This is a genomic window from Endozoicomonas sp. G2_2 (genome assembly GCF_017744135.1).
Taxonomy (GTDB): Bacteria; Pseudomonadota; Gammaproteobacteria; order Nevskiales; family Salinisphaeraceae; genus Salinisphaera.
This window is the reverse complement of sequence record NZ_JAGHQU010000009.1, coordinates 61,088-73,447: the sequence shown is the minus strand read 5'-3', so window position 1 is coordinate 73,447 and position 12,360 is coordinate 61,088. Positions and strand designations below refer to the sequence as shown.

The following is a 12,360-nucleotide window of genomic DNA, read 5'->3' as shown; positions in this document are numbered from 1 at the left end:
GGTGATCAGCCGCGAATCCCGCGCGTGAAATCGGCCACGGCCGTGCCGATCGCCTCCGGCGAATCCTCCTGGATGAAGTGCAGCCCCGGCACGGTGATTTCCTGCTGGTTCGGCCAGCTGCGGCAGAACTCGCGCTGCGCGCCGACCAGCACGATGCCGGGGTCGGCGTTGATGAACAGTTTGGGCAGTGCGTCGTCGCTGGCCAGCCATTCGGCATAGTCAGCCATCACGTCGTGTACCGCGGCCGGTTCGCCGTCGAACGGAATCTGGCGCGGCCAGGACAGGGTCGGCCGTCGGCGCTCGCCCGCCTGCGCGAACGGCCGGCGATATTCCGCCATTTCGGCCTCGCTGAGTTCGCGCAGTATCGAACTGGGCAGAATGCGTTCCACGAACACGTTCTTTTCCAGGCAGACCTGCTCGCCCGCATCGCTGCGCATGGCGGCGAAGATGTCCTTTGCGCCGTCCGACCATTCGGCCCAGGCCAGCGGGCGTACGAACGCCTCCATGTAGACGATGCCCTGCACGCGCTCGCGGTGGCGGTTGGCCCAGTCGAAGCCCAGCCCCGAGCCCCAGTCGTGTAGCACGAGGATCACGTTTTCGGTCACGCCGAGCGCGTCGAGCAAGCCGTCCAGATAGTCGCGGTGCTCGAAGAAGGCGTAGGCGTCGGGGCCGGCGGAACCGCTGGGATCCGAATCGCCCATGCCGATCAGATCGGGTGCGATGCATCGGCCGTACGGTTCGGCATAGGGGATGATGTTGCGCCAGAGATACGACGACGTCGGGTTGCCGTGCAGAAACACGATCGGATCGCCGGTGCCGGTCTCCACACAAGCCATGCGGCGACCGTCGATCGTCACATGGCGCTTTTTGTAGGGCATGGCTTCGTCGCTCATCGACCGTCTACCGTTGGGATGACTAAATTCACCCTAGCAGAGCGGATGTCGGCCGTGCGGCGCTTATTTCAGCACACACCGTCGCTTAGTTTGGGCACGCCGAGGCCGAACAGCGGCCGCAATTTCAGGCCGAGCATGGTGCCGCCGAGCGCGACCACGCCCCAGAGCCAGCCGTGCAGGCTGAAAGATGCGATGCCGCCGAAATAGGCGCCGATATTGCAGCCGAAGGCGATACGGGCGCCATAGCCCATCAGCACGCCGCCGATAAGCCGGGCGATCACGGTGCGCCAGGGAATATGGCTGGCGATGGAAAAACGCCCGCCGATACTCGCGGCCGTCATCGCGCCGAGGATGATGCCGAAATCCATCACGCTCGTGCGGTCGGCAAGCACGGGCTTGTCGAGCACGCCGGCGTGCAGTTCGGACCAGTAGAACCATTGGCCGACATCGGCACCGGTCGCGGCAACGGCCTTCGAGCCCCAGAGCGCGAAGGCGCTGGTGATGCCCCAGGGTTTGCCGCTGGTCCATAGCGTGAGTGCATTGAGCACGGCGAGTGCGATGGCACCTGCCCACAGCGGCCACGCACCGCGTAGTATCCGCGCCCAGCCGTGGGCGTGTGGCGGCGCCTGTCGACGCGGCGGGCGCAGCCGTTTTTCGATGGCGTAAGTGGCTGCGGCGATCACCGCGAAAACGCCCATCTGCATCACGATCGCGCCCGGATAGCCCCAGTTCGTATCGGCCAGCGATACCGTGCGCCACTGCAGGGATGGCTGCATCCAGAACGCGAAATCATGGGCAGCCCATACCGAGCCGACGATGAAGCCGGCCAGGGTAATCACGATCGAACTCTGGCCCGAGCCGACCGTATACAGCGAGCCCGAGGCACAGGAGCCGCCGAGCTGCATGCCGACACCGAACATGAAGCCGCCAACCGCCACGCCGAGACTGATCGGAAACACATAGCCCTGCAGATCGCCACCGAACAGGGTGCTGCCGTATGCCAGCAGCGGCGCGAACAGAATGCAGGCGACGGTGAGCATGAGCAGATGCGCGCGCAGCGTCGTGCCCTGGCCGACAGCCATGAGCTGGCGAAACGCCGAAGTGAAACCGAAGCGCGCGTGATAAAGCGACACGCCCAGGCCGATGCCAATCAGAAAGAACAGGCCCTGTTCGATGCCGTGCATGGCGAACAGCCAGGCGCCGAGCAGCGCGCTGGCGCCAAGGCCGACCGTGGTAGCGCCGATCTGGGGTGCCGGCAGGCTATGGTTCGGCGAAAGCGTTGTCTGGCTCATGGCGTTCTGCGACTGGGTTACTGGAATCGAGCATAGCGCGAGACAAAACGCGCACCGTCCATGCCTCGACCCCGAAATGACGAATGCGCCGTACCGCAAAAACGATACTACGCATTCGGCTGACCGTTATCGATAGCCGATCAGGCGATGCTGTCGACCACGCCGCCGTCCACGCGCAGGGCCGCGCCGGTGGTTGCCGAGGCCTGCTCGGAGGCCGCATAGACCACCATGTTGGCGACTTCCTCGACCGTTGCCGCGCGCTGGATGATGGAACTCGGACGGGCCTGCTGCACGAACTCGGCGGCGACGTCTTCCATGGGTTTGCCGCTTTCCGCCTGCTTGTCGGCGAGCATGGACTGCACGGCTTCGGAGAGCGTCGGGCCGGGCAGCACCGCGTTGACGGTCACGCCGGTACCGGCCAGACGCTTGGCCAGGCCGCGCGAGACCGACAGATTGGCGGTCTTGGTCATGCCGTACTGGATCATTTCGTCGGGGATGTTGAGCCCGGACTCCGACGACATGAAGATCACGCGGCCCCAGCCGGCCTCGACCATGGCCGGCGTGTAGGCACGCGACAGGCGCACGCCCGACATGACGTTCACGTCGAAGAACTGCTGCCATTCGTCGTCCGGGATCTCGTAGAAATCCTTGGGGCCGAAGATGCCCAGGTTGTTGACGAGAATATCCACCCGCGGCTCGGCCTCGACCACCGTGTTGCAGCCTTCGGCGGTGCCGAGATCGGCCGCAATGCCGCGTGCATCCGTGTCCGGCACCGCCTCGCGCAACTTGTCCAGTGCCGTATCGACCCGATCCGGCTTGCGGCCGTTGAGAATGACCGTGGCGCCCGCGCGCGCCAGCCCGGTGGCAATGGCAAAACCGATGCCGTGCGTCGAGCCGGTGACCAGCGCTGTTTTGCCGTTGAGTTCGATCTGCATGGGGAAGCCTGTGTTGGTAAAAGTACTAGGGAATGATGCGTTTGGACTTGAGCCGATCAAGGGCCGCAAGCAGCGAGCGCGAGGAATCCATGCGCTCGGTGAAGCCGTGGCGATAGATCTTGTTCACGTCCGAAACCACGTCGGTCTCGGTATTGAAGATGAAATCGCCAAAGCCCCAGCCGACCAGCTTGTCGAGATCGGGCTCGACGAGATCGTGTTTCTCGGCGAGTTCGCGCCAGAGCGGGCCCTTGTCGGCCATGTGTTCGGTAAGCGTGATCGGTACCGGGCGGGCCGTTTCCAGGCCCAGATGCGCGGCGACGTTCTCGAACATGCGCTCCCAACGGAAGGTGTCGGCATTGGTTACGTTGAAGGCCTCGCCGCCGGCGCTGGGCTCGCGCGCGGCCCAGGCGCTGGCGCGGCCGAGCAGGGCGGCATCGGTGGTCTGCACCATCTGTACGAAGGCCTGGTCGCTGCCGGGAAAACGCAGCGGTATGCCCAGCGCCCGAGATATTTCGGCATAGACGCCGATCACCAGCGCGATGTTCATCGGGTTGCCGTGGATATCGCCCACGACCACATCGGGGCGCAGGGCGACATAGTCCCAGGCGGCGCTATCGGCGCGGGCCTTCAGCTGGGCTTCCTGGGCCTGGTAGAGATTGGGGGGCATATGCGGCGGGTCGCTCTCGCGTGCCGGGGTCCGTACGTTCGCGCCCAGATGGATGCCGTAAATCTTGAAGCCCTGATAGATGACCACGCGCTGCAACGGCGCGCCCACGGCCTCGAGCGCGTCCAGCAGGTTGCCGAGCATGTCGGCGTTGCGCGTGGCTTCCGTGGCCAGGTCGGCATCGGGGTTGAGTGCCGCATAGAACAGATGGGTGGTGTCGCCGGCCTGTTCGACAGCGCGCCGCGTGGCGTTCGCATCGGTGAGGTCGGCCTGTACGGTCTCGAACCCTGGCACGGCCCGGCGGCCCTGGGCACGTACGGTCCAGCCATGATCGGCCAGTTCGTGGGCGGTCGCGTGGCCGATGATGCCGCCGGCGCCGGCCACCAGGGCGACGCCGGTTTCGCTTTCATTCGTCATGGTCTACCTGTGTGTCTGTGCGAAGCCTGTTATCGGGTACGCGTTCCACCAGTTCGATGCGCAGGCCGGTCGGTGTCTGCACGAACAGGCGGCGTTCGCCGAGCGCGGGGAGATCGCTACGGCTGTGCACGTAGCCGCCGGCGACGGCGCGCTGCGTGGCGCTGTCGATATCGTGAACCCGGAAGGCGATGTGATCGATCGTCTCCTTCGCATCGCGCTGCTCGAGGTCCTGATTCGGGATCAGATGCACCAGCGGTGTTTCGCCTGCATAGAGCCAGTAGCCGGGGAAGCCGAAATCCGGTCGATAGCCGGGCTGCAAGCCCAGCAGACGCCGGAAGAACTGCCGATGGCCGGCGAGATCTCCGGTGCGCAGCGTCGCGTGGTCGAGCGTGACGGCGACCGCAGTTGCCGCCGGCGACGTCTCGTGGTTTGCGCTATCGCTCATGTGCGTAGTTTGGGCTTTGTTAGCGGCGGCGAGAACGGGCGTAAGCGCCAAGGGTTTGTTGTGCTTTGTGCAATAATCGCGGCCTTGCCGATGTCTGCCGCGCGCGGCAGGCCGAGACGCGGGCCAAACGGGAGTGCAGCAAGTCGATGGCGGACCAACTCATCCAGATGCGTGTCTTCGTGCAGGTGATCGACGCCGGCAGCTTGTCGGCCGCGGCCCGTGAGCTCGAACTATCGCCGGCGGTGGTGAGCCGGCGTCTGGCTGCGCTGGAAAAACGCCTTGGCGTGCGCCTGATCAATCGCACCACGCGCAGCCTCTCGCTCACCGACGAGGGCGCGGATTTTCAGGCGCGGTGTCTGCGTATCCTGGCCGAGATCGAGGACGCCGAGGCCCAGGCCGCGATCGGCGCACGGGCGGCCAGCGGCGAGTTGCGGGTGACCACCTCGGTTGCGTTTGCTCGCCGCCTCGCGCCGCTGCTGCAGGATTTCCAGCGTATCCACGACGGCCTGCGCGTGCGCCTGCATGCCAGCGACGCGGTGGTGAACATCGTCGATGGCGGCTTCGACCTCGCCGTGCGTTTCGGCGCGCTTGCCGATTCCAGCCTGATTGCTCGCGAGGTTGCGCCGAACCGGCGTGTGATCTGTGCCGCGCCGTCCTATCTAAATCAGCGCGGGCGCCCGGCCAGTCCGGACGAACTCGTGCACCACCGCTGCGTGCTGATGGGGGATCCGCCGCCGACGACGTGGCAGTTCGCGGACGGCACCAGCGTGCGCGTGGGCGGCCGCTTTACCACGAACGACGGCGAAATCGCCCATCTCTGGGCGCTGCAGGGGGCCGGGCTGGTGCTCAAATCGATCTGGGACGTGCAGGCGGATCTCGCGAGCGGGCGTCTGGAAACGGTGCTCGATGCGCATCCGCTGCCCTGTGCGGCCATCCACGCCATGTATCCGCATCGTCGATTCGTCGCACCCAAGGTGCGTCTGTGTGTGGACTATCTGCGCGAGCGCCTGGCCGAGCAGGCGGCGGCGTTGCCCGATATGACAGCGATTCCGGCCTGAACGGGCGGCGTCGCGCGGGCGCCGGCGGCTTCTGGCGCGCTCCTTGCGTTTATCCCGGCCTCGGCTAGACTCGATTCATGGCCGCCTCGCGCTCGCGACGGCCGATTCAACATAAACACAGGGGGCCGCCACCATCATGTTTTCCCGTATTCTCAAGACGCTCGTCGTCGCCACGCTGGTCTTCGGCTGTGCGCAGCTCGCCAGCGCGCGTACGTTCATCACCATTGGCTCCGGCTCCACCACCGGCCTCTACTACCCGACCGCGGTCGGCATGGCCAAGATCGTGAACGAGGCCGGCATCGATATCCGCGCCAACGCGCGTTCCACCGGCGGCTCCGTGTTCAACGACCGCGCGGTTGGCGCCGGCCAGCTGCAGATGGGCGTGAGCCAGAACAACGTCGCCTATTACGCCTATAACGGTTCCGGCGTCGAGGCGTTCAAGGACAAGCCGATCGAGAACCTGCGCGGCGTGGCGGTGCTGTATCCGGAAACCATCCAGGTGCTGGCGCGCAAGGATGCGGATATCGACAGCCTCGACGACATGAAGGGCAAGCGGGTCTATGTCGGCGATATCGGTTCGGGCACGGAACAGGACGTCAAGAACCTGTTCGGCGCCTTCGACATGAGCATCGACGACCTGAAGGCGCCGGTGCGCGGCAGCGCCGGCAGCGCCGTGGGCCTGCTGCGCGACGGCCAGATCGACGCCATGTTCTACACCGTCGGTCTGGGCGCCTCGGCGATTACCGAGGCCGCACAGACCGCGCCGATCGAACTGGTGTCGATCGCGCCCGAAAAGATCGAGGCGCTCAACGCCAAGTATCCATTCTACACGCAGATCGACATTCCCGAAGGTACCTATCCCGACATGGGCGCGGCCACGGCCGTCACGCTCAAAGCCATGCTCGTGACCTCGTCCGAGCTGCCCGAGGAGGCGATCTATCAATTCATGAACACCGTCTTCAACGAGAAGAAGGACGCCTTCTACAACGATATCCAGAACCCGAACCTGAAGAAGTACTTCACTCTCGACAGCGCGCTGGAGGGCATGTCCATCCCGCTGCACAAGGGTGCGGTGAAGTTCTTCAAGGAACAGGGCATCGAAATCAAGGACAGCCAGATGCCGCCGTCCTGATCGGTCCATAGAGACCGGATGGACGAAACCCGAACCCCGGTCGTTGCGGCCGGGGTTCTTGCGTTGCGGCGCGTGGGTGCAACCACGCGAGAGCGACGACCAGGATCAGTGCAGGGATGATCGATGATTGAACACGTGAAGCCGGAAGCCGAGGACATCGTCAAGGCCAGCGAATACGGTGGCCGCGAACCGGCGATCGCATGGCAGCGCTGGCTGCTGGTCACGATTGCCGTGGGGTGGAGCCTGTTCCAGCTCTATGCCAGCTATTTCGGCACCCTCAACCCGCAGAAGATCGGCTCGATTCATCTGGCCTTCGGCTTCGCGCTCGCGTTTCTGGCCTATCCGCGCAAAGGCGGCGCGGTCGATCGTATCCCCTGGTACGACTGGCTGCTCGCGGCGGCCAGCGTGGCCAGCGCGCTGTATATCCTGTTCAACTACTACAACATCGTGGTCGTGCAGGGCGGGCTGCCCGAGCCGCGCGATATCTGGGTCGGTACCGCGCTGCTGGCGTTTCTGGCCATTGCGGCGACGCGGCTGCTCGGCCTTGCGCTGCCCATCATCGCCGCTCTGGTGGTCATCTACGGCATTACCGGGCCGGCCGGCCTCATCCCGCTCACGCCGCCGGACGTGATCTATCTGCACAACGGCTACGACTGGCCGCAGATCATCCAGCAGCTCTATATCACCACCGAGGGCATTTGGGGCACGCCCATTCAGGTGTCGGCGACCTTCGTGTTTCTGTTCGTGCTGTTCGGCGCGCTGCTGGACAAGGCCGGGGCGGGCCAGTATTTCGTCGATCTCGCCTATAGCGGGCTGGGGACGTTTCGCGGCGGGCCGGCCAAGGCTTCGGTGGTGGCGAGTCTGCTCACCGGCGTGATCTCCGGTTCGTCGACCGCGAATACGGTCACCACGGGCACCTTCACGATCCCGCTGATGAAAAAGATCGGCTATCCGCCGGTCAAGGCGGGGGCGACGGAGGTAGCCGCCTCGGTCAACGGCCAGCTGATGCCGCCGATCATGGGCGCGGCGGCGTTCATCATGGCCACCTTCATCGACATGCCGTACTCGCAGCTGATCATCCACGCGCTGGTGCCGGCGGTGCTGACTTATCTCGGGCTGCTCTATGTCGTGCATCTCGAAGCGCTCAAGCTCGGCCTGCAGGGGCTGCCGCGTGCCGACCTGCCGCCGTTCTGGCCGACCTTCGTGCGCGGTGTGCACTACCTGATCCCGGTCGCCTTTCTGCTCTATGAGCTGATGTGGGCCAACCTCACCCCCGAGCGCAGTGCGCTGAACGCCACGGTCGTGCTCACGGCGCTGATTCTGGTGCAGGAAGTGGTCAAGGGCGTGCGCAGCGGCAATCTTGTTGCCGGGTTGTGGCAGGGCCTGCGCCTGATCGTGTCGGGGCTGGAAACCGGCGCGCGCAACATGACCACGATCGCGATCGCCACGGGTGCCGCCGGTATCATCGTCGGCATGGTCACCATGACCAATCTCGGCTATGGCCTGACCCAGGTGCTTGACGTGCTCTCGGGCGGCAATATCTGGATCGTGCTGCTGCTGAGTGCCATCACCTCGCTGATTCTTGGCATCGGTCTGCCGACCACGGCGAACTATATCGTCATGGCCGCGCTGGTCGCGCCGGTGATCGTGAATCTGTCCGGCGAAGCGGGCCTGGTCGTGCCGCTGGTGGCGGTGCATCTGTTCGTGTTCTATTTCGGCATCCTCGCCGACGACACGCCCCCGGTCGGTCTGGCCGCCTATGCCGCCTCGGCGATCTCGCGGGCTGACCCCATCGCCACCGGGGTTCAGGGCTTCATCTACGACCTGCGCACGGCGATCCTGCCGTTCATGTTCTTCTTCAATCCGGAACTGCTGCTGATCAATGTCGGCAGCTGGTACTACGCGGGCTGGGTGATCGTGACCGCGCTGGTCGGCATGCTCGGCTTCGTGGCCGCGACCCAGGGTTATCTGAAGATCCGCATGTACTGGTACGAGCGCCTGCTCATGCTTGTCGGTGCGCTGCTGTTGCTCAAGCCGGGCAGCTGGACGGATCTGGTCGGCATCGGCTTATTGGCCGCGGTGGTGTTCTGGCACCGCCATCGCGCCGGGGCGCCGCTGGTGCCCACGACGGGGTGATGACCGGCGCAGTGGCCAGCGCACCGCGCCGTGCGGCCCGTCGCGGTATCCTCTCGTCGCCATGAACACGGTCACGCCGAATATCAGCGCCAGCACCAGCGAAACCGACCGGCGCTGGATGCAGCACGCGCTGGCGCTGGCGCGTCGTGCCGAGGCCGCGGGCGAAGTGCCCGTGGGCGCGGTGGTGGTACGCGACGATCAACTGCTCGGCGAGGGCTGGAATTGCCCGATTGCCGAACACGACGCCACCGCCCATGCCGAGATTCGTGCGTTGCGGGCCGCCTGTGCCGCGGTCGGCAACTACCGGCTGCCCGGCGCCACGCTTTACGCCACGCTGGAGCCCTGTGCGATGTGTGCGGGCGCGATCGGCCATGCCCGTATCGAGCGGGTCGTCTACGGTGCGGATGATTTTCGCGCGGGGGCGGTCCATTCCATCTTTTCGGTGTTCGACGAAGCACGCCTGAACCACCGCGTGGCCCATGTCGGCGGCGTGTTGGCCGAGGAGAGTGCGGCGCTTCTGCGAGCCTTTTTCCGCGCCCGCCGCGAAGCGCGCTGAGACGGTCGTAAAAAAGGCCTGCGCAGGGCGCGACGACAGTGATAGCCTGCCGCCCATGAACAAGCAAAAGACATGGCGCGTCGCGGTTCTGCCCGGCGACGGTATCGGCCCCGAGGTCATGGCTCAGGCCACGCGTGCGCTCGAGGCGCTCTGTGAGAAGGAGCCGGATCTTTCGATCGAATGCGAGACCTTCGAATGGCCGTCGCATGCCTGGCACGAAAAGCACGGCGAAAGTGCGCCGGCGGATTATCTCGACCAGCTGGCCGCTTTTGATGCGATTCTGCTGGGTGCGCTCGGCGACCCCGGCCCGATCGACGACCCCAACCGTTATCTGCTTTCGGATGCCGTGTCGCTCGGGCCGCTGCTGCAGATTCGCAAGCACTTCGACCAGTGGGCCTGTGAGCGCCCCTGTCGGCCGTTGCCGGGCGCGCCGCAGTTCCTGGCGGACCCGCGGGCGAAGGATATCGACATGCTCGTCATTCGCGAGAACAGCGAGGGCGAGTACGTGAACCAGGGCGGGCGACAGGCAGTAGGCACGCCCAACGAGATCGCCACCCAGCTGGCGCTGTTCACGCATCGTGCGACCGATCGCATCATTCGGCATGCCTTCGAGCAGGCGCGGATGCGCGCAGCGGAGCGCAAGGCCGAGGGCCGGACGCGCCGCTTCGGCCGCGACGAACGCGAAAGTCAGGTCTGCGTGATCACCAAGCGCAACGCCCAGGCGCATTGGGGCGACATGTATACCGAGATCTTCGCGCGCATCGCCACGGAGTATCCGGACGTTGCCACCCATCATGAGCTGGTAGACGCGGCCTGCATGAAGTTCGTCAGCCACCCGTGGATGTTCGACGTGGTAGTGGCTTCGAACCTGCACGGCGACATCCTCACCGACCTTGCGGCCGTGCTCAACGGCGGCATGGGCGTATCGCCGTCGTGCAACGTCAATCCGGCGGATCGCTCGCGCCCGCCGATGTTCGAGCCGACCCACGGCAGCGCGCCGGATATCGCCGGCAAGAACATGGCCGGTCCCACCGCCATGCTGCTGACCACGGCCATGATGCTGGACTGGATGGGCGTGGAGGATCCGAGCGCCGCGCGGGCGGCCAACCGACTGCGCGACGCCGCATCGGCGGATCTGCTCGCCCACGGCCAGGAGCGCCGGGCGACCGACGCCATCGGCACGGCGATCATCGAAGGCTTCTGAAGCCGCGGGCGGGGCGGTCGCCCAGCGTGTCGCAGCGCGATCGGCCCGTCTGCGTGCGGTGCTTTAGTACGCAAGGCCTGACGGGCAATCGGCAGGGTGTTCACGCAGTGATTGAATCCCCCGTTCATCAGGTCTAGTCTCGCGCGAAGCGCCATCACGAACACCATCTGGAGAACCGCCATGACGGCAAACCGCCCCGGCCACCTGTCCCCGCTGCTCAAGCAGGCCACCCGCGTCGAAGTCGAACGCGGTGAAGGCTGCTATCTGTACGCGAAGGACGGCCAGCGCTATCTGGACTTCACCGCCGGTATCGGCGTGACCAGTACCGGCCATTGCCATCCCAAGGTCGTGGCGGCCGCCCAGGAACAGGTCGGCAAGCTGATCCACGGTCAGTACACCACGATCATGCATCAGCCAATCCAGGATCTGTCCGCGCGTCTGGGCGAGAAGATGCCCGGCGATATCGACGCGGTGTTCTATGCCAGTGCCGGTACCGAGGCGGCCGAGTCGGCGATGCGCTTGATGCGTCACGCCACGGGCCGCCCGAACATCGTCGTTTTTCACGGCGGTTTTCATGGCCGCACCATGGGCTCGGCCTCGATGACAACGTCCGGCACGGCCTACACCGCCGGCCTGCAGCCGATCATGGGCGGCGTGGTCGTGGCGCCGTTCCCGAACAGCTATCGCTATGGCTGGTCCGAGGAAGAGGCCACGGACTTCTGCCTGCGCGAACTGGACTACATCCTGCAGACGATCAGCGCGCCGGGCGATACCGCCGGCATGCTCATCGAGCCGATCCAGGGCGAGGGCGGTTTCATTCCGGCCAATACCCGGTTCATGCAGGGTCTGCGCGAGCGCTGTGACCACCACGGCATGCTGCTGGGCATGGACGAAGTCCAGGCCGGCTATGGCCGTTCCGGCAAATTCTGGTGCCACAGCCATTTCGACGTGCAGCCGGATGTCGTGGTCACGGCCAAGGGCCTGGCCAGCGGCTTTCCGCTGTCGGCCTGTGCCGCGCCGCAGGCGATCATGGAAAAGGGCTGGCCCGGTTCGCAGGGCGGCACCTACGGCGGCAACGCCGTGGCCTGTGCCGCGGCGCTCGCCACGCTCGACGTGATCGAGGGCGAAGGCCTGGTCGACAACGCCGCCGCTCAGGGCGCCCATCTGGGCGAACGCCTGAACGCGATCAAGGACAAGGATGCCGGCATCGGCGACGTGCGCGGCAAGGGCCTGATGATGGGCGTCGAGTTCACCAAGGACGGCAAGCCCGACGGCGACCGCGCCGGCGCGGTCGCGGCCGCCTGCGAAGAGCACGGCCTGCTGCTGCTGCGCTGCGGGCCCGGCAAGCAGGTGGTGCGCTTCCTGCCGCCGCTGGTGGTCAGCCGCGAGCAGATCGACGAAGGGGCCGACATCTTCGCCAAGGCGGTAGAGGCCACGGCCTAGGGCGCTGCGAAAAAACGCGAAGCCTGAAAAGGCCGCCATCTTCGGATGGCGGCCTTTTTTTATGGTTTTCGCATAATTTCTTGTAACGGGGCCAGCGCCGGCCCGCGAACAAACGCCCCTAAACGCAAATCAAAAAAACCAGTGAGTCCCCGGTGAGTGCGTTCTCCCCTGCGCCGTTCAAGCGC

General features: G+C 65.6%; 11 protein-coding genes. 6 read left to right on the top strand and 5 right to left on the bottom strand.

The genetic code is table 11. The annotated features are described in order from the left end of the window. Window positions 1–5: 5 nt before the first annotated feature. From J7355_RS12025 to J7355_RS12005, 5 genes are all read right to left on the bottom strand, one after another. The gene (locus J7355_RS12025; RefSeq protein ID WP_209063035.1) at window positions 6–893 is read right to left on the bottom strand and encodes a haloalkane dehalogenase; all 888 of its coding nucleotides are present in this window, start codon (window positions 891–893) and stop codon (window positions 6–8) included. A 68-nt stretch (window positions 894–961) separates the two neighbouring features. Beyond that, window positions 962–2,185 carry a YeeE/YedE family protein gene (locus J7355_RS12020; RefSeq protein ID WP_209063033.1) on the bottom strand — a complete coding sequence of 408 codons (1,224 nt, stop codon included), beginning with the start codon at window positions 2,183–2,185 and terminating at the stop codon, window positions 962–964. Between the two features lie 140 nt (window positions 2,186–2,325). Further along, complete coding sequence (locus J7355_RS12015; RefSeq protein ID WP_209063031.1) at window positions 2,326–3,120, bottom strand: SDR family oxidoreductase; 795 nt, start codon at window positions 3,118–3,120, stop codon at window positions 2,326–2,328. A gap of 25 nt (window positions 3,121–3,145) precedes the next feature. Continuing rightward, window positions 3,146–4,201 (bottom strand): SDR family oxidoreductase, encoded by a 1,056-nt coding sequence (locus J7355_RS12010; RefSeq protein WP_209063029.1) that lies wholly within the window; start codon window positions 4,199–4,201, stop codon window positions 3,146–3,148. Next, window positions 4,191–4,646, bottom strand: coding sequence for a VOC family protein (locus tag J7355_RS12005; protein ID WP_209063028.1), 456 nt, complete (start codon window positions 4,644–4,646; stop codon window positions 4,191–4,193). The genes J7355_RS12010 and J7355_RS12005 overlap by 11 nt, the downstream gene beginning before the upstream one ends. 146 nt (window positions 4,647–4,792) lie before the next feature. Here J7355_RS12005 and J7355_RS12000 point away from each other — a divergent pair, with 146 nt between their 5' ends. The 6 genes from J7355_RS12000 (at window position 4,793) to J7355_RS11975 (ending at window position 12,175) form a co-directional block, all read left to right on the top strand. Continuing rightward, the gene (locus J7355_RS12000) at window positions 4,793–5,704 is read left to right on the top strand and encodes a LysR family transcriptional regulator (RefSeq protein ID WP_209063026.1); all 912 of its coding nucleotides are present in this window, start codon (window positions 4,793–4,795) and stop codon (window positions 5,702–5,704) included. A 136-nt stretch (window positions 5,705–5,840) separates the two neighbouring features. After that, window positions 5,841–6,836, top strand: a complete 996-nt coding sequence (locus tag J7355_RS11995) for a TAXI family TRAP transporter solute-binding subunit (protein WP_209063024.1) — start codon at window positions 5,841–5,843, stop codon at window positions 6,834–6,836. Between the two features lie 123 nt (window positions 6,837–6,959). After that, window positions 6,960–8,972, top strand: coding sequence for a TRAP transporter permease (locus J7355_RS11990; protein ID WP_209063022.1), 2,013 nt, complete (start codon window positions 6,960–6,962; stop codon window positions 8,970–8,972). 61 nt (window positions 8,973–9,033) lie between these two features. Continuing rightward, window positions 9,034–9,528 (top strand): tRNA adenosine(34) deaminase TadA, encoded by a 495-nt coding sequence (tadA, locus tag J7355_RS11985; protein ID WP_209063021.1) that lies wholly within the window; start codon window positions 9,034–9,036, stop codon window positions 9,526–9,528. A gap of 55 nt (window positions 9,529–9,583) precedes the next feature. After that, the gene (locus J7355_RS11980; RefSeq protein WP_209063020.1) at window positions 9,584–10,732 is read left to right on the top strand and encodes an isocitrate/isopropylmalate family dehydrogenase; all 1,149 of its coding nucleotides are present in this window, start codon (window positions 9,584–9,586) and stop codon (window positions 10,730–10,732) included. 180 nt (window positions 10,733–10,912) lie between these two features. Further along, complete coding sequence (locus J7355_RS11975) at window positions 10,913–12,175, top strand: aminotransferase class III-fold pyridoxal phosphate-dependent enzyme (RefSeq protein WP_209063019.1); 1,263 nt, start codon at window positions 10,913–10,915, stop codon at window positions 12,173–12,175. Window positions 12,176–12,360 lie beyond the last annotated feature (185 nt).

Excerpts from the sequence above, each read along its gene's own strand:
- J7355_RS12025 (WP_209063035.1), bottom strand. The coding sequence starts at position 893 with ATGAGCGACGAAGCCATGCCCTACAAAAAGCGCCATGTGACGATCGAC.
- J7355_RS12020 (WP_209063033.1), bottom strand. The coding sequence starts at position 2,185 with ATGAGCCAGACAACGCTTTCGCCGAACCATAGCCTGCCGGCACCCCAG.
- J7355_RS12015 (WP_209063031.1), bottom strand. The coding sequence starts at position 3,120 with ATGCAGATCGAACTCAACGGCAAAACAGCGCTGGTCACCGGCTCGACG.
- J7355_RS12010 (WP_209063029.1), bottom strand. The coding sequence starts at position 4,201 with ATGACGAATGAAAGCGAAACCGGCGTCGCCCTGGTGGCCGGCGCCGGC.
- J7355_RS12005 (WP_209063028.1), bottom strand. The coding sequence starts at position 4,646 with ATGAGCGATAGCGCAAACCACGAGACGTCGCCGGCGGCAACTGCGGTC.
- J7355_RS12000 (WP_209063026.1), top strand. The coding sequence starts at position 4,793 with ATGGCGGACCAACTCATCCAGATGCGTGTCTTCGTGCAGGTGATCGAC.
- J7355_RS11995 (WP_209063024.1), top strand. The coding sequence starts at position 5,841 with ATGTTTTCCCGTATTCTCAAGACGCTCGTCGTCGCCACGCTGGTCTTC.
- J7355_RS11990 (WP_209063022.1), top strand. The coding sequence starts at position 6,960 with ATGATTGAACACGTGAAGCCGGAAGCCGAGGACATCGTCAAGGCCAGC.
- tadA (WP_209063021.1), top strand. The coding sequence starts at position 9,034 with ATGAACACGGTCACGCCGAATATCAGCGCCAGCACCAGCGAAACCGAC.
- J7355_RS11980 (WP_209063020.1), top strand. The coding sequence starts at position 9,584 with ATGAACAAGCAAAAGACATGGCGCGTCGCGGTTCTGCCCGGCGACGGT.
- J7355_RS11975 (WP_209063019.1), top strand. The coding sequence starts at position 10,913 with ATGACGGCAAACCGCCCCGGCCACCTGTCCCCGCTGCTCAAGCAGGCC.